Source organism: Seinonella peptonophila (assembly GCF_900129355.1).
Classification (GTDB): domain Bacteria; phylum Bacillota; class Bacilli; order Thermoactinomycetales; family Thermoactinomycetaceae; genus Seinonella; species Seinonella peptonophila.
In genome coordinates, this window is the sequence record NZ_FQVL01000006.1 from 24,699 (window position 1) to 49,559 (window position 24,861).

Here is a 24,861-nt window from a genome sequence, read left to right on the forward strand (position 1 = left end):
AAAATAAATAAATTCATTCACATAAAGCGTGTTAAGATGGGAAAAAGCATTGTACAAACAAAAATTTGAAAAATGCGAGACTGTCCAAAGACGTTCATTTTATATAGCTGTAATGGATTTGATTTTAGAATATGAAAATAGTGCTTCGATTTCATTAAACTCGAAATCATAGGTAAGGAGTTCTTTTATGAAAGAGAATAAAATCACAAAAATAAATCTGAAACAATTGCTTCGACTGATTCAATTCTCGACACTGCCAAAAGGGCCCATCATACTTATCTTGATCCTCTCTTTGCTTCAAACCACAACTGGACTCATTGTTCCTTGGTTTACCAAAGATTTAATCGATGTACTCTCAGTATCAAGTTTAAACATCATGAAAATATGTATGTTGGCGGGAGCTTTTCTTATTCAAGCTGCATCTGGCGCTTTTTCTACTTATTATCTAGCCTTTCTAGGAGAAAAGGTTGTCGCAAACCTTCGCAAACGATTATGGAAGCATACACTTTATTTACCAATCTCCTACTTTGATCAACATCGTTCTGGAGAAAGTATTAGTCGAATTAATAATGACACTACGATTGTAAAAGAACTGATCACCAAACAACTGATTTCGATCTTTACAGGTATGATCTCGTTGATTGGTTCGCTTTGTCTCTTATTTTATCTTGATTGGTCGATGACCCTTATTATGTTGATTGCTGTCCCTATTATGTTTCTAGTCATGCGACCGATTGGTAATAAAATTTATCAAATCTCAAAGCAATTACAAGCAGAAACTGCTAAGTTTACAAGCGTTTTAACACAGGTTGTCTCTGAAATTCGATTGGTGAAAGCATATACAGCAGAAAATGTGGAACAAAGAAATGGCGAAGCATCAATTGAAAATCTACGTCAATCTGGATTAAAAGAAGCAAAGGTGTTTGCTATTCTTCAACCGTTTATGTCATTGATTATGATGTTGATGTTAGGACTCGTGATTGGTTATGGAGGTTACCGTGTCGCAACCCATGCTTTGAGCGCTGGCGCATTGGTTGCCTATATCATGTACTTATTCCAAATTCTCATGCCACTCACCATGATGACTCAATTTTTTACAAGTTTACAAAAAGCATTTGGTGCCACAGAAAGAATGATTGAAATGCTAGAGTGGGAAACAGAGCCAAAAGTAACACATGCACCCTCCATTCACTCCAATCAACCGATTCATATCAAACAGCTTTCATTTACTTATCAGCAAATCGATGAGCCAAATTATATCTTAAAAGATATAAATGTAACGATTCCTCCTGCAAAAGTAACAGCTATTGTGGGACCAAGCGGCGGTGGAAAAACGACCTTATTCTCTTTAATCGAGCGTTTTTACAGACCAACTTCTGGTGAAATCCTGCTCGGTGAACAATCGATTCAAACATTCTCGCTTCAAAATTGGCGAGATCAAATTCGCTATGTATCACAGGAAAGTCCGTTACTAGCAGGCACGATTCGCGAAAATATAAGTTATGGAATGAAGCGTGAGGTTACAGATGAAGAAATCGTTTCGGCAGCAAAGCTTTCATTTGCGGATGCATTTATTAGTCAACTGCCAAAAGGATATGATAGTGAAGTTGGAGAAAGAGGAATCAAACTCTCAGGTGGTCAACGTCAGCGGATCGCAATCGCCCGAGCGCTTCTGCATAACCCTCAAATTCTTATGCTAGATGAGGCTACATCAAATCTTGATTCAAAGGCAGAAGAAGTCGTCCAAAAAGCATTACAGAACCTGATGAAAGGCAGAACCACATTAATTATTGCCCATCGGCTTTCAACAGTAATCGATGCTGATCAAATTCTAGTGATCGAACAAGGGAGATTAACTGGTCAAGGGACTCACGACCAATTGCTATCGAGTCATCGCCTCTATCAACAATTGGTTCAACAGCAATTCAAATGGAATCGGTCACATGAGCATCAATCTTGATGCTTCAGATTGTAGACAAAGTAGAGGTTCCGTCAATATTTCACATTTCGCCTCCATTTCAAGCTACGAAGATGTCTTCAAGGCGCCACGACTGCTCGCTCAGGGCGGTATCAACTCGGCTATCGCCTCAGACAGTACTACCGCCTATTCTTTTCTACACAGTCGTGGCTTTGTAGCGCCTGAAAGTCGCTCCGCAGCGAAATATTGACTCCACGATTTCTCCTTCTTCTACCCAGTTATACAAACCTCTTCACTCGTTCATTAGGTTTTTCATCAGTCTGGAGCATCAATCATGATGCTTTTGTTTTTTTCTTACGGGAACGGATTTTATAGATAAGAAAATAGACAATGGGTACAAACTTAACAAAGAACAAGAAGTATTCAATCCAATTAGATTCAATAGCAAAATAGTATTCTGAGGTGAATTTTTCAAGAAATGAACTGACCCCAAGTAAAACAAGCGCAACGATGGCAGGTATATAACGTTTTTTTTCCATCTGAATATGAAAGTATTGAAAAATCAATGAAGAGCAGATATAGATTAGTAAGGCGATTTTTAAAATCAATGTTATTGACCAAATAGCGACAAATAATGGATCAAGGTTTTCTAAAAACTCTCCTATCAAAATATGACGTACTAACTCCAACAATGGATAGCGTAAATGAGCACCTAAATGTGGCCCTACTAACATCAAACCAACGATCCAATAGATAAAGATGATAAAAAGACTTACTCCTGCTGAAATATAGATGGGTTTCATCGGTTTTTGTTTTAGATCAAATCGTGGAGCAAGAAATAAAACCATGATTAAATCTGCGATCCAATTTGATATAAACAATGTTGCATAACCTATTTTTAAAGGTTCAAAATGGGTAAAAAGCGCGATCCCAGCGTTAAGATCAATGTCCCGAACCATCAGAGGAACAAAAAATGTTGTCACTAGAAAAATTAAGATAAATATCCCATCAGATAAATAAACAATAGAACGTAACCCAGAAGAAGCAGCGATTGCCGCACATAATAAAATAACCCCAGTTATGACAAAATCAGGGGTATTCACTAGATAAATATAGCCAACAAAATCGGTATAATTGTTAAGATTAAGGATACTGATGGTTAAAAACATCGCTATGAATAAAGCAATTCCGATGGCGTGTAGCCAACTTCCGACAATTTTCTTGCCAAAATCGATCCATTTTTTTGTTGGATGCGTTTGGGCAAGTCGGACTGCAAAATAGATAAAAAATAGGCTTATAGGGTAAGCGAGTACAATTCCCCACCATCCTGAAAAATCACTTTTCAGGTACAAAGGTTGGATCATAAAAGCGATAGAAGAAGCAGCTGTATATAGAATAAACAAACGACTCAGTTGTCCAGAGGTGAATAATTGTCCTTCCTTCTCATTTTTCACTTGAATTTCCATAGCGAATCACCCTCTAAGCCAGAGTGTTTAATATAAATCTTTGGTTCTATTTCAAAAAAGACTTGTTTTTGATAGACATCTGGCCAGTTATCTTTTACTTGCTTCCATCGATTGGGATACCACCACTCTAAGCGATTTCCTAAGCGAAGCACATCAGCGCGTAAACGTTGTGTTTCTACTAATGCTTTTTTTAGATTTTTCGCCAACTTCTTCTTTAATATATTCTCAAGCTGGTGCCATTGATGAGGCTTCGTGATACTCTCTTTGGTATCAGCAGAAACAATACTAGCATCTCCTAAGAGTTCGATATTATATACGATTTGTTTTCCACGTAGTTTTGGCAGTATATTGGCATCAATTCGTTCAAATTCAACACTTATTTTCCCATGATCAACAGGAGATTGAAAAACAAATGTAGGACTTTTAATTTGTTTGATCACCCAAGAAAGCATACGTGCCTTTTCTGGTGCTATCTTACCAACCATTTGGTCATCTCTAAAAATGGCTGCCCCATCAGTTCCGGCCCATTCGGATTTCTTACCCTGCTCACTTACCATTGGCATCGTACCCATTGTCAGAAAAGAAACAGCTGTTCCTTGATCGGCATAATGTGCCAATAGGAAATCACGAACTGTTGCCCCTAAAATCGTTTTTTGATTGGCAAATTCTCGTAGCACTTCACTAGGGGCACGTTCAAAAACTGGTGTAAGCTTCACTGTTTCTTTCGCTTTGCCCGGCGAAATGAGAATATACGTCTTAATATGGAAAGTAGGCTGTCTAGTAATCCATTCTAGCAAGGGAGTAATCCCCGACTGGGCATAGTCACGACTAATAACAATTACACGAGTATGCCCCCAAGAGAGTTTCCGAGTTAAATCAGATTGAATTCGTTGAATCGCAAAAGGAATCGTCTTCCCTGTCTTACTCAAAGCAGCATAAGATCGCTCGCCCGTCCCCCCCCCTTGTAGGCTACCTGGAACTAAACGATTGGGTAAAGGTGCTGTTAAGGTTAACTCGACTTCACCGGGCTTATTACCTTTGTCGACATAAACTCCTGTAATAAAAGTGCGATCATTTACCTCAATACTTGACCAACAACCTGTGCAGATGAAACAGATACAACTGATCAAAGCAAGCAGAAGCCAGCTCTTCAAGGTCACTTTCATGAACGATCTTCCTTTGATTGAAAGGCCTTAGTACGTCGTTTAAGAACGGTCCAAGGTGCCCGTACAAATAAATCTCTCCAATCTTTGGAAACAAATGGCGCAATTGGACGCATATAAGGAACACCAAATGATTCAATGGAAACCAAGTGTAAGAAAATCAGAAATACCGCTATAATTAATCCAACCAATCCCAATGTTCCTCCCGCAATCATGAGAGGAAAACGAAGTAATCGAAAAGATAGTCCTAGTTCAAAATGAGGAATCACAAATGAAGCGATTCCAGTTATGGAAACAACAATCACAACAGGTGCAGATACAATCCCGGCTTGTACAGCCGCTTGTCCAATCACAATGGCTCCAATGATCGAGACAGTTTGGCCAATCGGTTTTGGGATTCGTATCCCTGCTTCTCGTAAGCCCTCAAATGTAACCTCCATCATCAGCGCTTCGAAAATGGTAGGAAATGGAATATTCTCCCTTGCTGCTGCAACAGTAATCAATAAACTGGATGGTAACATTTCTGGATGAAAAGTTGTCACAGCCACATAAACAGACGGCAACAGAAAAGAGATCGTAACAAAGAAATAACGAATCCATCGAATCCATGTAGCCGCAAAAAATCGTTGATAATAATCTTCTGGAGATTGCATCAATGTAAAGAAAGTGACAGGAGCAATCAAAGTCATCGGTGTTCCTTCAACCATGATTCCCACACGACCCTCTGTTAAAGCGGCTGCTAGAGTGTCTGGACGCTCTGTATATTGAAATTGTGGAAATGGCGACTTCATATATTCCTCCAAATGATCACTTATAAAACTCACACCCATCATCTTAAATGCATCGATTTTTTGAATCTGTTTTTCTATTTTTTGAATGAGTTTTGGATCACAAATCCCCTCGATATAGATGATACAGAGCTTTGTACGTGTCAATTTCCCAATAACATAATCTTTAACTTTAAAATGCTGATGGCGAATCCGATGACGTAGAAGAGATAGATTTGTATCTATATCTTCACTAAAGGCTTCCTGAGGACCGACAATCACCATTTCATTTTTTGATTCTGGCACCCCTCTCTTCTCATATCTTGTCAATGAAGAGAGTAAAAAAACATCATCACAATGGGAAAAGAAGATTGCCACTTTCCCGATTAATAATTCAGATACAACTTGCTCTTTATTTTGCGCTTTTGAGACAGGCATAGGAAGGAGTTGATTATGTTCTAACTGTTGATATACATGTTGTGGAGCATTTTCTAATTCGCGCATAAAAATGGGGATTAAGTTTTCATGCAAGCGCTTCTTATCAATAATTGTATCAATATATACAACCATACAATGGTAATTGTCTTTTCCTTCGATTGCATGAAATATTACATCGGAACAATTGGATAACTCTTGTTTTACATATTGAAGCATTGGATTCGTAGAAATATCTTTTCGCAACCGACGCATGAGCAACCACCTTCTTCCATGAATAGGAAGTAATGACTCTAGCATGTGACGAAGCGATGCGATTTATACAAAAAACAGCCACCTTGCGATGGCTGTTTTTTATTACTCAATGATATCAGTTACAGCTCCTTTTGAAGCAGAAGAGACGAGTCGAGCATATTTCGACAAAATGCCAGAAGTAAACTTAGGCGCTGGAGCTGTCCAGTTTTGTCTGCGTTGTTCAAATTCTTCATCAGATATCTCAATGTTCATCTCTTGTTTTTCACTATCGATTGTGACTAAATCGCCTTCCTGCAAGAGCGCGATTGACCCACCTACTTGTGCTTCTGGCGATACATGCCCAACTACAAATCCATGTGATCCACCCGAGAATCGCCCATCCGTCACAAGGGCAACTTCTCCACCTAACCCTTGACCTACAATCATCGCTGTCACAGAAAGCATTTCTGGCATGCCTGGACCACCTTTAGGGCCAGCATAACGAATGACCAAAACATCGCCTTTTTTGATTAGATTTTTCGAAATGGCTTCCGCTGCTTCATCTTCACTATTAAAAACGCGCGCTGGTCCAGTAAAACGTTGTTTCTTGATCCCAGACAGTTTAACCACTGCACCTTCTGGGGCTAAGTTCCCTTTTAATACAACCAATGGGCCATCAGGTTTTAAAGGCTGATCAAAAGGACGTATAATCTCTTGTCCTTCTTTAAGCTCAGGGGCTTCAGCTAGGTTTTCCGCCAAAGTCTTACCTGTAACGGTCAGACAGTCCCCATGTAATAAACCTTTTTCTAGTAAGAGTTTCATCACACCCGGAACCCCACCAATGTCGTTTAAGTCCTGCATCACATAACGACCACTTGGTTTTAAATCAGCTAAATGAGGAACACGACGACGAATTCGCTCAAAATCATCTAATGTTAAATCAACCTCGACTGAGTGAGCAATTGCTAACAGATGTAAGAAAGCATTGGTAGAACCTCCCAGCGCCATTACAACTGTAATCGCATTTTCAAAGGCTTTCTTAGTCATGATATCACGTGGGTAAATTCCTTTTTTCAATAACTCCACTACTGCTTGTCCAGCCGACACTGATTCTACTGCTTTTGCTTCAGCAATTGCTGGTATAGAGGAAGAACCAGGTAAACTCATGCCAAGCGCCTCAACAGCAGATGCCATTGTATTTGCTGTATACATACCCCCACAGCTTCCCGCACCTGGGCAAGCATGACACTCAACTTGATGTAGTTGATCATCATCGATTTTTCCGGCTTGATGTTGACCTACAGCTTCAAAAGCAGAAACGATATCAATATCTTTTCCATCGAGTTTGCCAGGCTGAATCGTTCCTCCATATATGTAAACAGCAGGTAAATTCATTCGTCCTATAGCCATTAAACAGGCAGGGGTATTTTTATCACAACCACCAATCGCAACAAATGCATCAAGACGTTCAGCACTGACCACGGTTTCGATTGAGTCAGCGATTACTTCCCGACTGGGCAGCGAATACAGCATTCCTTCATGCCCCATAGAAATGCCATCCGACACAGTAATGGTGTTAAAAATTAAAGGGGCGCCTCCTGCGTCTTGCGCACCACGTTTTGCTTCACGTGCCAAAGAATCTATATGAATATTACAAGGTGTCACTTCGCTCCATGTACTGGCAACGCCAATCATCGGCTTTTGAAAATCTTCATCTTCAAACCCAACAGCCCGTAGCATAGCTCGATTTGGTACTCGACTTACTCCTTCACTAATCACTTTACTACGAATCCGCAAATCCTTATCTTCTGACACTTGTTTCACTCCTTATCAATTGAAAAATCTATTACAACCATACTATATTTTTGCTCATTTGACTGCAAAAATAAAGATTGCACGCTAAGGAGCAATCTTTAGAAAAAATATTCTTCCTACCACCGACGACCCCATCTATGGAAAGGAAATCGAGGGAAAAAGAAAAATGGAACGGGTAGGAAAAATAAACTCGTTTCTGCACTTAGGTCTCCGTATTCGTAAGGATTCATCATCCCTGCATATGGTTTATGATAGAGGGAATCTTCCACATCAACCCAATATTCCGCCCCTTCGGACATAATATACTCCACTCCTCTGTTTTTTTAGCTATCATACGTCCCATATAGGCTAGGAGTGAGTTAGATGACCTAAAATAGGCGCTTCAACTTTGTTTTGGTTTAATCTTTCACTAAGAATGGAGACTAGATTGTAAACGAGGTCACCTGATCTGCTCGTAACCATGGTTCTCAGCGACGCTTCGTCCCATGCCGTCCAAGATGTATGGATGTGGCACTCTGTCAGCTTTCGCGGCTAGGCCAAAACTTATCTCCTCCTACATACGTCTGCGGAGGCTCTAACAGTTTGCCTAAAGGAGAAATGTCGCTTCAGTTGCCATTCCGCTAAGTTGATACCGAAATGGAGCTTGCCAATCATTCTTCCTCTCGTTTTTTAGGGTTTATTTATAGTCGAGATATTGTTTCTCTCATCGTAGAAGCAATTGTTCAACGCTTGCAAAGACAGTTGTTTTATTTTTTTAGCGTATATCCTGCTTTTTTGGCATCAGCTTCTGAAAAGAAAAATATTCGTTTTTCAATAGGGATTTCTTTATATTTTTCAGGGGTGACATACTGTTTCGAATTGTAATTTCCTATATACTTTTCTGGTTTTTTGTGAGAGATGCGAGCACGAAATTCAAATGGTAACTCGGGAATGGGATTAGAAGAATTCCACATTCCTTTTCCTGCACGCTTTGCCTGAAGATATGCATCTTGAAAGACTTTAAAATGATTCTGATTAGGATAGATAAAATAGGTTACAGCATGACCTTGCTTGACCATCTCAAGATTAATATTTTGTTTTCCTTTTTTAATATGGGCCAACAATCGTCCATATCGATCTTTTTCCTCTTGGTCTGTTTCAATGGTAATCTTTGTACCTTCTGGCAAAAGTGCTGAAAGATAATCAGCCGACTTTTGTCCCCAAGGCTCTTGTCCTTTCCCCTCATAATGTGTTTCTGGAGCATCGACTGAAAGCAAACGAACTTTTTTCGTACCCAATACCGGATCTTGCAATCGAATCGTATCACCATCCACAACCTTATCAACAATCGCTCGATGTGTAGAAGCAGAATTTTCCGGATCTGATACCCCTTGTATAGAAGAACAACCGGAAAGCATCCATAATAAACACAAACATAATGAAAAGACTTTTCTCATCCTTGCCCCTCCCTAATGAAGAATAGAATTCTACTCAGGGTTTATTACTATTCATTATCGATATAATAATTACACAAAACAAAAAAACACCTACAAATTTAGCTGCTGTTATATAATATATTAATAAATAGAAAAGATTGGTATAAGTCGGTTAGTTCATGAATATTTGGACTCTTGATATAGATTAGATCAGCAGATAGAGGGAGGGGATCATTTGAAATCACTCGAGCAACGACTAGATCAACTTAATAAAAGCTCACGACCATCTAATGGAACAATTGAAAAAGAACATTATCGGTTTATCGAACAGCTTTCTCATACACAAGAGCATGAATACATTGCTCATATTATATATCGCGGAAAAATAATTGGGGCAATAACTGTGGAAATCATCAAAGATAGACGATGTAAAATTAAATCTATCTATCGATCTACAGCTTTTCAACTTCCACAGCTTGATTCAGCATTTGCTCAAATGATGCGACTGGGTATGATTAACATGGGCTTTGATAATGATCCTATCATCGATCCAAACTTTCAAGGAGATGAGCAGATATTAAAAGTTTTAGCAAAAAATCGCTCTCTACCTGATGGTGCACAAATAAAATCAGGATCATTAATATCAGAAAAACGAGAAATTCGGTTTGAAAATAAAAAGATTGGCAGTATCCTTGTTGAACCTATAGATGACAAAACATGCAGAGTCAAACAATTTGAAATCATTTATGGACGGCAGGAGGCAAAAAAAAGAGCTTTAGAGATTGTTTTACTTCAACTTGGCTATAAACAATACAACATTGATCAAGATGTTGACCTTACTAATCTTCGACCCAACACAGTCTATAATGTCCCTCCTCGCTCCTCTTTATCTAGAACAGACCAACGGTTTTTAGAAAACCTTGAAAACATTCCACTTACTGAACTAAAAGACAAACTTCATATAACTACTAATCAATCGATTCGATCACAAGAATATGGAATTTGGCAACCTCCCACTAGAATCATTCGAGTTTTAAATGAAATATACGAAAGGGATCATTTAAAAAAACCGCTCATCTTTCGTGAAGCACGCCCAGAAGATTTTTATGAGATTTGGGAACTGCATCGCCAAGGGATGAACCAGTTTCGAGTTGGGGTAGGGGAGAGAGACCGTAGAAGACTCTATGCAGATCTATTCAATATTGAAAAAGAGTATGGGTCAAAGGGTGGACTCTTTCTTGTCGCTGAATATCGAGGAAAAGTGATCGGCACTGGTGCTTTTAAACCAGTCGATCAGTTCAGAGCTGAACTAACACGTTTCTCTGTTGCCAAACCTTATCAGGGTTCTGGGCTTGGTTCAATCATTCTCTCGCTTGTACTCCACTCAGCGGCAGAACAATCTATGTACACAATTCAGTTACGAACTTCCGAAAAACAAAGAGCGGCGCATTTTTATCAAAAAAAAGAGCAATTCTTTGAAGATGAAGTAAGAGCACAAAGCCCAGAGTTAAATTTTCTATTTAAAAAATATGGTTTATTACCTCCAGGTAAAGATGGAATTGATTTAATCTCAATGAAAAAATATTTACGGGAATTTGACTTTATTCGGTACCATACGGATCATAAAATAATAGCTGAACATCCCAGCATTTCTAGCTTTCTATTTCCTAATCAAGAAATCCCGTTAAGAATCCTCCAACATGAATTTGGCGTGAAAAACAGTCGAATATCGCTCAAAAAAGAACGGGAAATTAAACAAGAACGAACTAGAAAAACAAATGATATTATAAAAAAATTACTTCACGGATTAGAAAAAGGATATGAAATCGAAAGACGACAAAAAAAAGAAAAGCTGAAACATAAGACAAAACCAGCAAGAAAAAAACCTATACCCCAATGGACAGGAGCACATGACTTGTTCCCAACTGCTAAACAAACGAAAGAGCTAAAACAATTTACAATTCTTGCAGCAATGGCAAGAGGCCATCTCGAAACAATTGATTTATATGCTAACCGATTATTACAGTATAAGCCAAAATTTCGCCACACTCATGATACACAAACGATTATCAGGCATCGTCAACATAGGAAATTATATACAAACTCGAGTAATCAAGAGCGTTAGGAAACAATAATTTGGGAGGCGCAATATAGATTTCATCGCGTATGAGCTAAAAAATCAAGTATACAACTCGGGCTTATCGCACAAATGATGATCCTGATAAAAAAAACAGTCAAGCAGGAGCGTCTGTGAGTCAAATCACTTCGCTCCTTGCTCTTGTTGGCATAATTGATAAATTTTCTGTTTTACATTTGCATTTCGAAGCATTGCTCCATGCCCTCCGCCGCTTGGGTTAGCCATCACATAGCGCCCTTGAAAATCGAGCATTGGTTTTCGCCTTCCTTGATAATCTAGATCAGAACCCAATGCGGAATCAATGCGTACAATGTGATCGTCTATCGATTTTTGATTTTGTAGACCCACAATTCGTCGAACCCAATCTGCATATGTAGAATCTGTTATCTGAGTCTCATCTGGCGCTTGGTAAAATCCATAACGTGGAGGTGGTGACTCCTGTTTAGTAGTCACTCCGCCAATTGCAGTATACTGTACATGTGGATGCTGTCCTTTTAATTGTTCACATGTACCGACTACATAAGGTTTTCCTTTAGGATTCCAAAAGCAACTTTGACCCCTGACCATTTCAAGCATATTGGCAAGGTAGGCAGTTTCAGCACCAAAGTGAGGGGTTCCAATTGTAATCAATTGGTTGACATCAAGATCGCCGTCTTGACCATCCAAATTTTCTACATAATACCTCGCTACTAAACCCCCCATACTATGTGTAACAAGATTTACTTTTGCCATACCGATCCGAAGTTTACGTAACTTCTCAACATAATCTCGTAGAAACTGGCTATTCCAATAAATATTTTTGGCATCATTGTCGTATTCAAATAAAAATAAATCTTGGTTCACCGTATAGCCACGATCTACCAAATAGGTACCAATCGATTCTCCTGTAATCCCTGTTATAAACTGTACATCTGGATTACTATATAGCTCGGCTGCATGCTTCTTATATCGCGTTCCTGTAAAAGTCTGATTGGGCTCTACTGCTTGAATTGCATCCGCTCTTCGCTCATCATGGTTGCGATTATCCCACAAATTTTTGATCCCTAAGCCTGTACTAGTTCCCCCTAATGCATCGAGATCGCCAAGTGAAACGCCATGTGACAATATAACAATCGGTTTACCGCTCTGTACAGATGCAGGAGTAAGTGATAGATAACTTTGCTGACCATCTGAGTACCATTCTTTGATTTTATAGCTGACACGGTCAAACTTTTGTTTCTGCTCTTTCCCCGTAATAACAATCGTTTGATCTGGTTTAATCTCATCACGATTAATCATAGCACCCGGCAAACCGATGATTCCCAATTGTGCTGACAATTGTACAGGTTTCGTTTGTTTCTTTAATCCATTCTCAAAATTCGGAAATTTATGCTCATCCAGCAGCACAAAGGAATCACCTTCTTTAACCGTTGCTGTAATGAGCTGTCTATTCTTCAGGTACTGTTGATTTGGCACAATCGTAAGTGACACATGTTGCTCAGCTAAATTTTTATGCTGATATTGGTATCGATATAGCTTTATAGATGTGCTTTGTACGGGAATTTGCAGGTGAACCGCTATATCGAGATCGTGAGTTTGCAAGTCAAAAACCTGAACCTCATTTAAGCGTTGCAGCAGCAAGATTGGACTTTGACGGATTTGTAACTTCCCTTTGATTTCACCCGTACCTGTATATATACCCCTGATCCCCCATCGATTCTTTGGTAGATCATACTCTTGCTTGATCTCACGATCAGATAACCCATCGTGATCCGTATCTTTACGTAGTGGGCTCGTCTTCAAAATTTCCATTTCATAAAAATCAGAAAGCTGATCACCATCTGTATCTGCTTTTAGTGGATTTGTCTTATATTGACGTTCTATATGGTCTTTTAAACCATCTCCATCTGAATCATTCGGATATATTTTCAAATTGTTTGAATCTAATCCTGAAAAAGTAACAGCAACACCTTGTTCATAATTTGAAATATAGATGAGCACAAAGCAAGTAAATATCGCCATCAATTTCATTTTCAAGCGATCTCACAACTCCTCGCATTATAATTTGGATAATTATCAACATTTTAACAAATATCACTCACTTTGTTCAATCAAGTCAAGATGAAAATGATTCAAGAGTTACGCAGCTCTTTTATCATTTCATGTATAATAAAGAAAAATTCAAAGAGAAGGGTAAATTCAATAATGTTTAAACTAGCTGGTTCCAAACTTCGTACAGTAGAAAAATTAACGCAAGATCCCCATCATCATTCCCTTTTATCATCTTGCCGTTTCATTCTTTTACAGCATCTATTTGAAGATACACTTGAATTTGTCCAATATCTAACTCAAGCAGGAGTAGCAATTGATTATATATTAGGGAAAGAATATACTTCTGAATCTGATATTCTAGAACAGCTCCAAAAGTTATCTATTCAAGTAAAGCAGGTTCAATATGAATCTATTGAAAGCAATGATTTTCTATATCAAATTTTGATTCAATCATTACAAAAAGCAAAACAACATCAGCAAAAAGTAATTGTTCATGAGCTGGGTGGGTATTTTTCAAAAGCAATTCAACAAATTCCAACTGAATTAAAACCATATTTCGCTGGTGTTGTAGAAGGAACCACATTTGGTTATCAACGCTATAAACAGATCGAAGCGTCATTAGATGTCCCAATTATGCATGTGGCGCGTAGTAGTTTAAAAGAGATTGAATCTTATTTTGTTGGAGAATCGATCACACTCGCCTTTAATAACATGATGCGTTCATTGGGCTTAACCATTCAGGGGGCAGAGGCTCTTGTAGTCGGCTATGGAATGATTGGTGAAAAAATCGCAAAATCACTACAATTAAACCTCATTCACCCAACTGTATATGATAAAGACCCTTTAAAAATGTTGAAAGCGAGAATTGAAGGCTATCGGATTTTGCGACCACATCAATCGCTCGATCAATATGATCTTGTTATTTCTGCAACCGGTAATTATGCTGTTTCATTAGACATGATGCGCGCCTTCAAATCTGGTGTCATCTTGATCAGCGGCGGATCAAAAGATATTGAATTTGATCGGATTGCTTTGGAAAAAGCCGCATCAAAAGTTCGGCAACTTCGTCCTGAGGTAAAAGTATATACATTAAATCAGAAAGAGATTATCCTTTTGAGTAATGGAACTGCATTAAATTTTCGTGAGCGAAGTGTACCCACTGAAATTTTTGATATCGTTTATGCTGAAATACTTACATGTATAATTGAGTTATTAAAAAATCAATCCATTCACGCTGGACTGAGTGAATTGGGAGAACTACAACGGTCACAAATTGCATCATATTGGTTAGAACTTCATGGCTGATTTGATTACCGGCTAAGTGAGTCTTGGTCATCTCTATTATGGACTGATCTCAATGAAGCATATAAAGCATATGGATCATCTAAAATTGATCACTATTTAGTACATGGGATTTCAAATGTTCTTTATAGGTATGAAAATATTCCCAAACACGCCCACTCCTTAGCAATTGCCTACTTAGTTCATACCCACTTTGGATCGTCTTCGATACACCATATAAGTAAAAAACAGCTCCCGCATTTAGACAGACTAGGTTGACCAGTGGCGGATCAAGCTCTCCTCGTAAGAGAGAAAGAAATATACGTGCATTTTCTTTGGCATCACCACAAGGAATTTCAGCATATGATGCTTCTGGTATTCCAATATCTCGTGGTCGAAAAATATATTCTTCAACCGATTCCTGGTTCATCTCGATTACATATGTTTTACCACTAATCGTTATTTCATCAATGCCTGATTCTCCTGTTACAATAAGAGCGCGTTTTCGACCCAATTTCCGAAGAATATTTGCCATTTTGAACGCAACTAGACGATCTGGCGTTCCAAGTAATTGATAACTGATGCATGCTGGATTACATAACGGTCCGATCAAGTTAAAGATTGTTCTTCGAGCTACTCTCTTTCTTGCTGTTGTTACAGTTGCAACAGTCGGATGATATTTTCTAGCATATAAAAAACATAATTGAAACTCTTCTAATAACTCCATTGATAAATTTGGTTCCAAGTCAAGCGGTATTCCAAGCGCTTCTAGCATATCAAAGCTTCCATTTGCCCTTCTTGATCCTTTATTTCCATGCTTAGCGACCGGAACCCCTCCTGCTGCTAAGAGAAATGCTGCTGTAGTGGAAACGTTAAACCGTTCAAATGATCCTCCACCTGTACCACATAGGTCAACGACTCCCTTTGCTGGAAAAGGGAGTGCTCGGGTTTTCAATTCATCTACAAATGCAAGCAACTCTTCCACGGTCTCTCCCTTAATGGATAATGCATCTAGAAAAGCTGCAATCTCTCTATCAGTAGCGTTATGTTCTAATATATGAGCAAGCGACTGTTTCACTTCTTCCTTCGATAAATGGTGTCCCAGCTTGATTTGATCTATATATTGAGCAAGTTGCATCTTGTTCATCCTTTTACTTTTTATTCTATTTTAACTAATTTATATACATAATCAATTCGTATCATTCATGCCCAAACGCAGAACGCTAAAAACCTCCTTATATAGAGGTTTTTAGCTTGTAGACAAAGGTAGGGTTCTGTCAATAACTCTTTAACTCCAACCCATTAGCAGCTTTTACAACCATTTTTGTGATCATATGATGGAATACTTTCATAAGAAGTGGAACACGAAGCATTACATTTTGCAGTTTAATGATAAAGCTTGAGTTGGCAACCATTCCTCCTGCGGCAGTAAGACCGATTTTTTGATTCTTTTCCACAAACGGTCTCATCTCTTGTTCATATGCAACAAAAGCTTTCGTGTAATCTCCTTGGGCGCGCTTTAGTTCCCCAGCTAGTACATAGGCTCCGATCAGAGCAAGACTCGTGCCTTGACCAGATAGTGGTGACGGACCATATGCCGCATCTCCCACTAATGCCACACGACCTTTTGACCATGTTGACATATGCATTTGACAGATCTCATCAAAATAAAAGTCCTCAGCTTCATTCATTGCACGTAATAACCGCTGGGTTTCCCAACCCCTCTCATTACCGAAAACCTCGTGTACAAGTTGCTTCTGTAGCTTTTTATTGTTTCGATCATATTGTAAAGGGTCTGATTGAAAGATAAACATTCCCTTTGCTTCTGTACGATCACGCCCACTATACATCCCAACAGTTTTTCCTGGAAGTGGGTAAAGCAATTGACTATGGCTTATATCAAGTTCATTATGAGTTGTAAATATTGAAAGATAGCAGCCAAGTGAACGTTTAAACTGTGCTTCATCACCAAATATTAACTTCCGAACATTTGAATGAAGCCCATCTGCTCCCAAAACCAAATCAAATGTTTCTAACTTACCAGAAGCAAATCGAACCTCAAGACTCTCCTCTATTTCCGTCATTGCAACGATTGAATCATTCCAGATGTAATGAACTTTCTCTTTTGTAAGATCGTGCAAAATAGTCGTTAGATCATCACGCATAATCTCAATATCAAGACCTTGCTGGTTCCCCATGCTTGCTTCACTAATTTGTCCTTTTATTTCGCCCTTACCATTCACAAAATAAACACCCTTCATTTGTGTATCAGCTGCTCGTACTTGATCAAGAATACCCATCTGATCAAGTACCGAAATTGCTGCTCCGCGAACATCAACGCCAAAGCCACCCCGTCGTAATGATGCTGCTTTCTCCACGATTGTTACATCAAAGCCGTAGTTTTGAAGCCAATAGGCAAGTGCGGGGCCAGCAATACTTGCTCCAGAAATAAGGATTCGTTTTATTTTTATCATCGATCATTCGCTCCTCTGTATATTGAAATTTAGATCGTTATCAAAACAGTATGCGATGTAAACAGTATATTGTATAAACAGTATATAACATATACAATAAAGAAGCAACAAATTTGTTCAGTTATTTTAGGAAGAAAATGAATGAGATAAATCATGATTTTCTGACAGGAGGAAGGAACGGTCAATGGATAAAAAACTTGAAGAGACTTTGCCACGGGGCGTGGCGCTTAGCTGGGGATTAGTCAAGTCCACTCAACGAGGTCCGAAACGTGAAATGAGCTTGAAACAAATTTTAGATGCTGCCATAACGATTGCTGATCAAGAAGGGCTTTTTGCTGTTTCTATGAATAAAGTAGCGAAATCCTTGGGTTTTACCACAATGGCACTCTATCGATACATTCCAAGCAAAGAAGATCTCATTCTGCTTATGCAGGATGCCGTATTTGATATCCCAATCCCTGAAGAAATTCTTGTTGATTGGCGTAAAAATATACGAGAATTTGTCTTCTCTATTATGCAGTGTTATCAAGATCACCCTTGGTTGTGTGATGTTAGCACTTCTGGAATCCCGATCACTCCAAATAACTTGCGTATTGTAGATTGGGCCATGCGAATTATGGCAAACCTGCCATTAGATAGCAATGAAAAAATCTCGATCATGGTCATGTTAACAAGCCATGCACGTATATATAGCGCTTTTCAACAGAATATGGAACATGCTGTTCAAACAGGTCATAACACAGGACCTGTGCCCGGAGTGGACTACAACGCTGCTTTAGAACAACTTGTTACCTCAGAGCGCTTTCCTTACTTGCGACCTGTCATACTTGCTGGCGCTTATGCACCTCAGGATGATTTTAAAGATGATTATGGATTCGAATTTAATTTTGCCCTTGCTAGGATACTAGATGGCATTGAGCATTATATTCATTCAAAAACGAAGCAAGATCAGAATCTATCTTAAACCAATTTGAACCAAATCATGGCTTGCTAAAAACGAAAGAATATATACTTTCCTGGGGCGATAGTAATAAGCCACAACTCACATTTAACAGTGAATTGTGGCTTCATTTTCAAACATACAAATCTTGATTTCTCTAGCCGATTCAGGTTTTGACAAGAGTCCTATCATTACAGATATCGAAGTACTATATAGAGGTGGGCAATCAGAAGCGACATCAGTGTAATAGGCACCCCTACTTTCAAGAATTCCAGATAGTGAATTTTCTTCCCTTCCTTCGCTGCTAAGCCGACCATGATCACATTGGCAGAAGCACCTAAGATCGTGCCATTTCCTCCTAAGCAAGCTCCCAGTGCTAATGACCACCACATTGTTTGTAACTCTGGGGCATGAGCTACCAGTCCCAAACTGCTTCCCATTTCTTTGATCAAGGGAATCATAGTTGCAACAAAAGGTATATTGTCAATGGTTGCCGAGGCAATCCCTGAAATCCAAAGAATCCAAATAGCAGCTAATGACAAATCACCTGCTGTATACGCTAGAATTTGGTGAGCAATATATTTGATCAACCCTACTTCCTGTAATCCTCCAACAAGTGCAAATAAACCAGCAAAAAAGAAGATTGTCCCCCATTCAACTGAAGCAAATGCAGTCTCAATCTGTCTCTCTGTCAATCCGATCAACATGAGTATAGCTGCCCCAGTAATTGCGATCACTGAGGGTTCTATACTCAACCAAGAATGAGTAAGAAAGCCCAATATGGTTAAGCAAAGAATAAAGAGCGATTTTTTTATGAGTGGATGATTTTTCAAAACTTTTTCTTCATTGATCTGAGCCAACTTTTGCTGATTTTCCACTGACACATTCAACTGCTTTCGATAGATAAAATAAAGCATAGCTAGAGCAATCAATAAGGTGATCAGGGCGACAGGTCCTAAATGATATAAAAATGCATTAAAGGTGAGATGTGGATTCGAAGAACCAATCATGATGTTAGGGGGATCACCAATTAAAGTCGCGGTTCCACCAATATTCGATGCAATGATTTCTGCGATCAAATATGGAACCGGATTCACTTGTAGAATTCGTGTGATGGAAAACGTAATGGGAGCCATAAGCAAAATGGTCGTCACATTATCTAGTAATGCGGAACCAATCGCAGTTAATAAAGAGAGCATGATCAAAAGTTGAACCGGATTTCCATTAACTGCTTTTGCAGCTTTGATGGCAATCCATTGAAATAAACCTGTCGATTGAGTAATGGTAACTAAAATCATCATTCCAATAAGTAGCGCCAATGTATTCCACTCTATATAGTGTGTAAAGACTTTCTCTACATTTAATATACCAAGCAAAACCATGATCATTGCACCTAATATGGCTATGACAGCACGATTTAATTTCTCAGTAATGATAAATGCATAGACAAATAAGAAAACGCCCGTTGCTAAATATGTTCCGCTCATGAATGATTCCTCCTTTTAAACAAAAAAAACCTGTCATCAAAGAATCTTTATACCTAGGAAAAGGTATAAAAATCCTATGATGACAGGCTCCTCCCATTTCAGTTATTTATTCATCATAACATTTTTACATTAAATAGTAAAATTTATTCATGATATGCAAATAAACCCAGATAACACCATACTCGTTTCTCACTCAGAGAGTTGAGAACCATCATCGTAATGTGAGTTTTTGGAACCATGAAATGGATATCCATTCATCTATCCATAACATCAGTTATCACGGTTAGGTTTTAGTCTTTCGGTGTTTTAGGAAAAGTAAGAGATACTTTAGTTCCTTCACCGACTTCACTATCAATGGTTATGAAAGCCTGGTGTGCCTCAACTAGTTTTTTTACAATCGTTAATCCAATCCCGTTTCCTCCTGATTCTCGACTCCTAGATTGATCAACGCGGTAAAATCGTTCGAAAACTTTTTTTACTTCCTCTTTCGGAATCCCGATTCCTGTATCTTCGATGATGATTTGAACAGAATTTGGCTCATCTTTTGTTTGAATTGATACCCTTCCCCCGACTTCTGTATACTTGAATGCATTGGAAAGTAGGTTCATGATAATCTGAATGACACGATTTTTATCGATGCTAATAAGCGGAAGGGGGGCTAAGGACTGAGTAAGATCAATCTTTTTTTCTTGAAAAGCTGTACGCATTGCATTTGCACATTGGTTTATAATCTCTGTCAAATCCTCATTTTTTCGTAGCAACTGAAAATCAGGAGCTTCTACAGAAGTAAGTTGTTCAAGATCGCCCACAAGATCAATCAGCCGTTCTATCTCCTCATAACAAGATTCAATCCTGTCTGGTGTAGGCTCCCATATTCCATCCCGAAAAGCCTCCAGATGACTTTTTAAAGTTGCCAAAGGTGTTCGCAATTCATGGGCGATGTCTGAAGTTAAATTTTCCCGCAACCTCTCCTGTCGCTCCAATTGCTGTGTTAAATGGTTCAGTGAATCAGCCAAATGAGCCAATTCATCTTTCCCCTTTACCTGCATCCTTGATGTCCAATCCCCATTCGCCATCTTCTCAGCGACAAGTCGCATATGAATCAACGGCGATGAAATACGATTGGCAAGAAAAAAGCTAATAAATATAGCAACAACAATCGTTCCTAATGCCGTCCAGATCGAGGAGGAGAGAATCGCTTGTTCGATATGAGAAAGAAGCTTCACCACTTCAATATCAAGCCCAGGTGAATCTTCTAAAAACATGGTGATATGGTGATGCATTTCTTTCATCAATGTAAGGGTTGCCAAAATAATCATCGCGGAGGCAACACCAACAAAACTCCAAGCGATTCGCGCCCTCATTTCCGATCCTGCCTTCCCAGAAAAGAGTATCCATGCCCAAAAATAGTAGTTAGAAAAATAGGCTCTTTTGGATTCAGCTCTATTTTTTGCCGTAAATTTTTAATATGTTGGTCAATAATTCGATCATCACCAACATAATTGAAGCTATACACTTTTTCGATCAGTTCTTCTCTTGTATATGTGCGACCTGGATGTCTTGCTAAGACAACCAACAATCTAAATTCAGCAGGAGTGAGGTGAACTTGCTTCCCATCTTTATAAACCAACTGTTGATCCATGTCGATTGTCAATTTTCCATTGTGATAGGAGGTACGTGATGAAAGTAGATCATGATTAGATCGTCGAAGAATCGCTTTTACTCGTGCAACCACTTCTCGGGGGCTAAATGGCTTGATGACATAATCATCGGCGCCAATAGAAAGGCCTTTTATTCGATCTTTTTCTGCCACTTTAGCTGTTAACATAAGGATTGGCACTGCTGACTGCTGACGGATGGTTTGACAGATCGCTTCACCTGAAACATCTGGTAACATCAAGTCTAATATAATCAGGTCAATCGTTTCATTTTGAGCTATGTTCAGAGCATCTGTACCGTTTTGTGCCTCTAATACATCATATCCTTCTTTTTGCAGATATGAAGCGATTACTTCTCGAATCTTTTTTTCATCATCTACGATTAAAACTCTTCTCATCAGCTCACCTACTTTAAAACTCCTATATCATAAACGCTCAAAAATGAATCCAACATTTGCGTTCGTACACTCCGTGCTTTCAATATGTTCGAATCTGTCATTCTTAGTGACCGGCATGTCCTTCCCCATTTTCCGAAGTGATCTCCAACATTTGGTCAATCATTCCTTGTGTAGCAAAAGGAAAGCTCTTTTCAGTACCAATCATATATGCATGATTATATGGTCCAATTGTCGGGTCATCTTTGAATTTGGGTTGTAGGTTCATTAAATATTCATGCAACGCAGGCGTCATTTCGGAACCTTTCATGACCAACATGGGAGCATGTTTCCCAAGATGTGCAAAAGCAGTCGTTGGTAATATAGCTGATAGATTCGTGAGTCGATTAATTACGAAGCCATGCCCAGGCTCAGTTACACCCCAGCCAAAACCTGTAGCTGCATCCTTATATTTAGCAAAGGCAATCGCATTTTCTTCAGGAGTATTCCCTTCAATTCGAACTACCTTTCCATATTGCTGTAATTTTGCTTCTACATCCTTTGAAATCACAGCCTCAGGCCCTAATAGATAAATATTTGCTTTTCCATTTCTTCCTTTTAACGCTTCAATTGTTGCTTGCGGAATTTCATTTTTCTTCACATATAGTAATGCTTCCGGCATATGTGCAATCCAATTCGCCGCAGGAACCGTATAATCGTTAGCTTCAAGCGAACCGATAATGACCCCAGCGGGCAGTTTTCCCCCACTTGCTTTTGCATAATAAGCATCAACATTCTTAGCCATTTCCATCGGTTCATTTCCAGCAATCAAATCTACTTTATAACCCATTGATTCTACTTCTTTCTTCAACTTTTGGTCAAAATTGCCTAGCAAAATGACTTGAACTTGATTGTTCATTGGACTTCCGATAGGTTTTAAACGTTGCAATTCGCTTTTTGTCATCTTTGGTAATTGATCTTTTTTCGCATATAACAATGGACCGTTATTAGGATGATGAATTAATTTTACAGCAGGTAGATTTACGCTCCCATTTCCAGTTATTCCGATCAATACTGTAGCTGGTCGGTTCTCTGTACTTGTGGCTGGCCAAACCATCTGTGATGTTTCGACCGCAATTTCAACGGGATCATCTGTATTGATTCTGGACACATTTTTTGTTTGAGGTGTAATTCGATTTTGAGCAGCTTCTTCATTCATGTCACCCATCTTCATCTTACTGTGATCCATTTTACTCATATCATGAGTTGAATTGGTACAGGCAGCGGCAACCAATAGAAAACCGATTGCCCATGTGGTAAATAGGAAAGATCTCTTTGAGAACATATACAACTCTCCTTACTGTTTTTCTACTTATCTTTAGCGTAACAGCAAGTTATGTAGATCTTATGAAGATCCCGCACAAATCAAAAAGACTCGATCATTTGACCGAGTCTATTCGCAGTTCCTCTTTATTTTCTTAATGTCTTTAACGCGCCGCTCCAAACCACTACTTGATCAAGCATTAATTGAACATTGCTCAGGTGCAAATCTTGGGGTTTAAACTGGCTGAAGTTTTCAAAGTCAGTAAAAAGTGATAGAGTCGGATGTGTACGAACATCAGCAACATGTAGTTCTCCTAAAATACCACGCAGGTGTTCAGCCGCTCTAGCTCCCCCAGTAGAACCATAGCTAACAATTCCAGCCGCTTTATTATTCCATTCGTCGCGTGCTGAATCAAGAGCATTTTTCAATACACCAGTAATACTATGGTTATACTCAGCTACTATAAAAATAAACCCATCCAAGGAATTTAATTTTTCAGTCCATGCTTTCACTTGCTCTTCCCCATTTGGATCTCCAAAAAAAGGAAGGTTATATTCAGCAAGGTCGACTATTTCAAATACTGTATCTTCCCGTTGATCAGCAATTTCCTTTACCCAATTGCCCACCTGAGGACTTACACGCCCTGGTCTTGTACTCCCTAAAATAATCCCAATCTTCAACATATGGTTTCCTCCTTGAAATGCTGCTTTGGCTCGATCAACATATTTTTCTTCCTCAAATCAATGATCCATAAGTAATGTCAGCACTGACGGTCATTAGACCCTAAAAAAATAACCTTTATGTTAGATATAGATCAAGAGCCAAACCACTTTGTATTGTCTTCTTTATTTATTATAGGAGAGATAATGATTCCTTGTCAAAAATTTTTTTCAATTAAATGATCTGAGTCGCTAGATAGAATATCATAAAGGTAATCAATTGGTTTAACCTTGCTATGAAAGGATTTGATCGATATGAATCTGATAAACTTATTCAAATCAGGAAAATTAACAAAGATCGCCCATGAAGCAACTAAGCGAGCACGAAAAGAAGCAAAAGAAGCGAACGCTTCGATCTATTACAAACTAGGTAAAGACTGGATACGAGAGGATGCACAAGGAAAACGATTTATTGTGAAAAGAAATCAAAATGGAGAAAAAACGGAGATTTCTTACCTATGAACGCATGGGGTTCACCAACCTACATTTCTATAGCCGGCGGAAATGGCTCTGGAAAAACAACACTAAAAGAAGGTTTAATTCATAATCAAGTACCATTAGGTGAAATGGTTGATATCGATATGTTAACGAAATTAATTGGTTTTGAAGCTTCAAGTACGTATTTTGGTCAAAAAATAAATCATTATTTAGAAGAAGGTATCAGCTATACCCAAGAGACAACCACTCCATCCCACATCTTTTTCAAAACAGCAAAATCAAAAGAATTTCATACGATTCTTTGCTTCGTTGCCTTAGATGATGAAGCCATGTGTGTAGATCGGGTCGCTTCCAGAGTGGAATTAGGAGGACACAACGTTCCAGAAGATATCATCCGTAAAAATTATAGAGATTCATTCGTTGGTTTATCAAAGTGTATACCATTTGTTGATGAATTATTTCTTTATAACAATAGCCACCACTTAGAACTCGTCTTGGCTGCGGAAAAGCAAAAAGCCATCTTTCAACATTCTGCTGCACCACCTTGGGTAGAGAAATATGCAGTTCCGTATTTAGATATGAGCCGAGTCAATCAAAAAGCCGATAGCCATACATTACAACGTTCGCTCGATCCCCGCACAAAATAATACCATAAAAAACCAACCTCTACTTAGGAGGTTGGTTCAGACTGAAGAAAAATATATATTCTGGTTAAATTCAATTGAAAATAAGCTTGTTTAAAGGAGGAGATGGTTTGCAATGTAGCGAACTTTCAGGCGCTACCA

General features: G+C 38.7%; 20 protein-coding genes. 6 read left to right on the forward strand and 14 right to left on the reverse strand.

Going from position 1 to position 24,861, the window contains the following annotated elements; all coding sequences use genetic code 11:
* Nucleotides 1-187: 187 nt before the first annotated feature.
* The gene (locus BUB71_RS10865; RefSeq protein ID WP_073154873.1) at nt 188-1,960 is read left to right on the forward strand and encodes an ABC transporter ATP-binding protein; all 1,773 of its coding nucleotides are present in this window, start codon (nt 188-190) and stop codon (nt 1,958-1,960) included.
* A gap of 290 nt (nt 1,961-2,250) precedes the next feature.
* Here the strand turns inward: BUB71_RS10865 and BUB71_RS10870 are convergent, their stop codons facing one another.
* The 6 genes from BUB71_RS10870 to BUB71_RS10895 form a co-directional block, all read right to left on the reverse strand.
* On the reverse strand, nt 2,251-3,384 hold the full coding sequence (locus tag BUB71_RS10870) for a GerAB/ArcD/ProY family transporter (protein WP_073154874.1): 1,134 nt from the start codon (nt 3,382-3,384) through the stop codon (nt 2,251-2,253).
* On the reverse strand, nt 3,369-4,550 hold the full coding sequence (locus tag BUB71_RS10875; protein ID WP_073154875.1) for a Ger(x)C family spore germination protein: 1,182 nt from the start codon (nt 4,548-4,550) through the stop codon (nt 3,369-3,371). Before BUB71_RS10875 ends, BUB71_RS10870 begins: the two co-directional genes overlap by 16 nt.
* On the reverse strand, nt 4,547-6,004 hold the full coding sequence (locus BUB71_RS10880) for a spore germination protein (protein ID WP_175552349.1): 1,458 nt from the start codon (nt 6,002-6,004) through the stop codon (nt 4,547-4,549). Before BUB71_RS10880 ends, BUB71_RS10875 begins: the two co-directional genes overlap by 4 nt.
* Before the next feature lie 102 nt (nt 6,005-6,106).
* Nucleotides 6,107-7,798, reverse strand: a complete 1,692-nt coding sequence (gene ilvD, locus BUB71_RS10885) for a dihydroxy-acid dehydratase (RefSeq protein ID WP_073154876.1) — start codon at nt 7,796-7,798, stop codon at nt 6,107-6,109.
* A gap of 116 nt (nt 7,799-7,914) precedes the next feature.
* On the reverse strand, nt 7,915-8,097 hold the full coding sequence (locus BUB71_RS10890; RefSeq protein WP_073154877.1) for a hypothetical protein: 183 nt from the start codon (nt 8,095-8,097) through the stop codon (nt 7,915-7,917).
* Between the two features lie 447 nt (nt 8,098-8,544).
* Nucleotides 8,545-9,234: a thermonuclease family protein gene (locus tag BUB71_RS10895; protein WP_073154878.1), complete on the reverse strand. Its 690-nt coding sequence runs from the start codon at nt 9,232-9,234 to the stop codon at nt 8,545-8,547.
* Between the two features lie 214 nt (nt 9,235-9,448).
* Between BUB71_RS10895 and BUB71_RS10900 the strand changes: the two genes are divergently transcribed.
* Nucleotides 9,449-11,338 carry a GNAT family N-acetyltransferase gene (locus BUB71_RS10900; RefSeq protein ID WP_073154879.1) on the forward strand — a complete coding sequence of 630 codons (1,890 nt, stop codon included), beginning with the start codon at nt 9,449-9,451 and terminating at the stop codon, nt 11,336-11,338.
* Between the two features lie 135 nt (nt 11,339-11,473).
* Here BUB71_RS10900 and BUB71_RS10905 read toward each other — a convergent pair whose 3' ends face one another.
* Nucleotides 11,474-13,360 (reverse strand): esterase/lipase family protein, encoded by a 1,887-nt coding sequence (locus BUB71_RS10905; protein WP_245815579.1) that lies wholly within the window; start codon nt 13,358-13,360, stop codon nt 11,474-11,476.
* A 174-nt stretch (nt 13,361-13,534) separates the two neighbouring features.
* On the opposite strand from BUB71_RS10905, the gene BUB71_RS10910 reads away from it, so the two are divergent.
* A complete protein-coding gene (locus BUB71_RS10910; protein ID WP_073154881.1) occupies nt 13,535-14,686 on the forward strand; it encodes an adenosylhomocysteinase in 1,152 nt (383 codons plus the stop codon).
* Nucleotides 14,687-14,765: 79 nt separating this feature from the next.
* Here the strand turns inward: BUB71_RS10910 and trpD are convergent, their stop codons facing one another.
* Nucleotides 14,766-15,800 (reverse strand): anthranilate phosphoribosyltransferase, encoded by a 1,035-nt coding sequence (gene trpD / locus BUB71_RS10915; RefSeq protein WP_073154882.1) that lies wholly within the window; start codon nt 15,798-15,800, stop codon nt 14,766-14,768.
* Nucleotides 15,801-15,939: 139 nt separating this feature from the next.
* Nucleotides 15,940-17,136 carry an FAD-dependent monooxygenase gene (locus BUB71_RS10920; protein ID WP_073154883.1) on the reverse strand — a complete coding sequence of 399 codons (1,197 nt, stop codon included), beginning with the start codon at nt 17,134-17,136 and terminating at the stop codon, nt 15,940-15,942.
* A gap of 184 nt (nt 17,137-17,320) precedes the next feature.
* On the opposite strand from BUB71_RS10920, the gene BUB71_RS10925 reads away from it, so the two are divergent.
* Entirely contained in the window at nt 17,321-18,100 is a 780-nt protein-coding gene (locus tag BUB71_RS10925) for a TetR/AcrR family transcriptional regulator (protein WP_073154884.1), read from the forward strand.
* 167 nt (nt 18,101-18,267) lie between these two features.
* On the opposite strand, the gene BUB71_RS10930 is transcribed toward BUB71_RS10925, so the two are convergent.
* The 5 genes from BUB71_RS10930 to BUB71_RS10950 all read right to left on the reverse strand — a co-directional run bounded on the left by BUB71_RS10930 (nt 18,268) and on the right by BUB71_RS10950 (nt 23,602).
* A complete protein-coding gene (locus tag BUB71_RS10930) occupies nt 18,268-19,563 on the reverse strand; it encodes an ArsB/NhaD family transporter (protein WP_073154885.1) in 1,296 nt (431 codons plus the stop codon).
* A gap of 290 nt (nt 19,564-19,853) precedes the next feature.
* Complete coding sequence (locus BUB71_RS10935) at nt 19,854-20,927, reverse strand: sensor histidine kinase (protein ID WP_073154886.1); 1,074 nt, start codon at nt 20,925-20,927, stop codon at nt 19,854-19,856.
* The gene (locus BUB71_RS10940) at nt 20,924-21,619 is read right to left on the reverse strand and encodes a response regulator transcription factor (RefSeq protein ID WP_073154887.1); all 696 of its coding nucleotides are present in this window, start codon (nt 21,617-21,619) and stop codon (nt 20,924-20,926) included. Before BUB71_RS10940 ends, BUB71_RS10935 begins: the two co-directional genes overlap by 4 nt.
* A 103-nt stretch (nt 21,620-21,722) precedes the next feature.
* Nucleotides 21,723-22,940, reverse strand: coding sequence for a cell wall-binding repeat-containing protein (locus tag BUB71_RS10945; RefSeq protein ID WP_073154888.1), 1,218 nt, complete (start codon nt 22,938-22,940; stop codon nt 21,723-21,725).
* 125 nt (nt 22,941-23,065) lie between these two features.
* The gene (locus BUB71_RS10950; protein ID WP_073154889.1) at nt 23,066-23,602 is read right to left on the reverse strand and encodes an NADPH-dependent FMN reductase; all 537 of its coding nucleotides are present in this window, start codon (nt 23,600-23,602) and stop codon (nt 23,066-23,068) included.
* Between the two features lie 291 nt (nt 23,603-23,893).
* Between BUB71_RS10950 and BUB71_RS10955 the strand changes: the two genes are divergently transcribed.
* Both BUB71_RS10955 and BUB71_RS10960 read left to right on the forward strand, forming a co-directional pair.
* Nucleotides 23,894-24,100: a hypothetical protein gene (locus BUB71_RS10955; RefSeq protein WP_073154890.1), complete on the forward strand. Its 207-nt coding sequence runs from the start codon at nt 23,894-23,896 to the stop codon at nt 24,098-24,100.
* The gene (locus BUB71_RS10960) at nt 24,097-24,723 is read left to right on the forward strand and encodes an ATPase (RefSeq protein ID WP_073154891.1); all 627 of its coding nucleotides are present in this window, start codon (nt 24,097-24,099) and stop codon (nt 24,721-24,723) included. The genes BUB71_RS10955 and BUB71_RS10960 overlap by 4 nt, the downstream gene beginning before the upstream one ends.
* Nucleotides 24,724-24,861: the final 138 nt, after the last annotated feature.

Excerpts from the sequence above, each read along its gene's own strand:
- BUB71_RS10865 (WP_073154873.1), top strand. The coding sequence starts at position 188 with ATGAAAGAGAATAAAATCACAAAAATAAATCTGAAACAATTGCTTCGA.
- BUB71_RS10870 (WP_073154874.1), bottom strand. The coding sequence starts at position 3,384 with ATGGAAATTCAAGTGAAAAATGAGAAGGAAGGACAATTATTCACCTCT.
- BUB71_RS10875 (WP_073154875.1), bottom strand. The coding sequence starts at position 4,550 with ATGAAAGTGACCTTGAAGAGCTGGCTTCTGCTTGCTTTGATCAGTTGT.
- BUB71_RS10880 (WP_175552349.1), bottom strand. The coding sequence starts at position 6,004 with ATGCGTCGGTTGCGAAAAGATATTTCTACGAATCCAATGCTTCAATAT.
- BUB71_RS10890 (WP_073154877.1), bottom strand. The coding sequence starts at position 8,097 with ATGTCCGAAGGGGCGGAATATTGGGTTGATGTGGAAGATTCCCTCTAT.
- BUB71_RS10895 (WP_073154878.1), bottom strand. The coding sequence starts at position 9,234 with ATGAGAAAAGTCTTTTCATTATGTTTGTGTTTATTATGGATGCTTTCC.
- BUB71_RS10905 (WP_245815579.1), bottom strand. The coding sequence starts at position 13,360 with ATGAAATTGATGGCGATATTTACTTGCTTTGTGCTCATCTATATTTCA.
- BUB71_RS10910 (WP_073154881.1), top strand. The coding sequence starts at position 13,535 with ATGTTTAAACTAGCTGGTTCCAAACTTCGTACAGTAGAAAAATTAACG.
- trpD (WP_073154882.1), bottom strand. The coding sequence starts at position 15,800 with ATGCAACTTGCTCAATATATAGATCAAATCAAGCTGGGACACCATTTA.
- BUB71_RS10920 (WP_073154883.1), bottom strand. The coding sequence starts at position 17,136 with ATGATAAAAATAAAACGAATCCTTATTTCTGGAGCAAGTATTGCTGGC.
- BUB71_RS10925 (WP_073154884.1), top strand. The coding sequence starts at position 17,321 with ATGGATAAAAAACTTGAAGAGACTTTGCCACGGGGCGTGGCGCTTAGC.
- BUB71_RS10930 (WP_073154885.1), bottom strand. The coding sequence starts at position 19,563 with ATGAGCGGAACATATTTAGCAACGGGCGTTTTCTTATTTGTCTATGCA.
- BUB71_RS10935 (WP_073154886.1), bottom strand. The coding sequence starts at position 20,927 with ATGAGGGCGCGAATCGCTTGGAGTTTTGTTGGTGTTGCCTCCGCGATG.
- BUB71_RS10940 (WP_073154887.1), bottom strand. The coding sequence starts at position 21,619 with ATGAGAAGAGTTTTAATCGTAGATGATGAAAAAAAGATTCGAGAAGTA.
- BUB71_RS10945 (WP_073154888.1), bottom strand. The coding sequence starts at position 22,940 with ATGTTCTCAAAGAGATCTTTCCTATTTACCACATGGGCAATCGGTTTT.
- BUB71_RS10950 (WP_073154889.1), bottom strand. The coding sequence starts at position 23,602 with ATGTTGAAGATTGGGATTATTTTAGGGAGTACAAGACCAGGGCGTGTA.
- BUB71_RS10955 (WP_073154890.1), top strand. The coding sequence starts at position 23,894 with ATGAATCTGATAAACTTATTCAAATCAGGAAAATTAACAAAGATCGCC.
- BUB71_RS10960 (WP_073154891.1), top strand. The coding sequence starts at position 24,097 with ATGAACGCATGGGGTTCACCAACCTACATTTCTATAGCCGGCGGAAAT.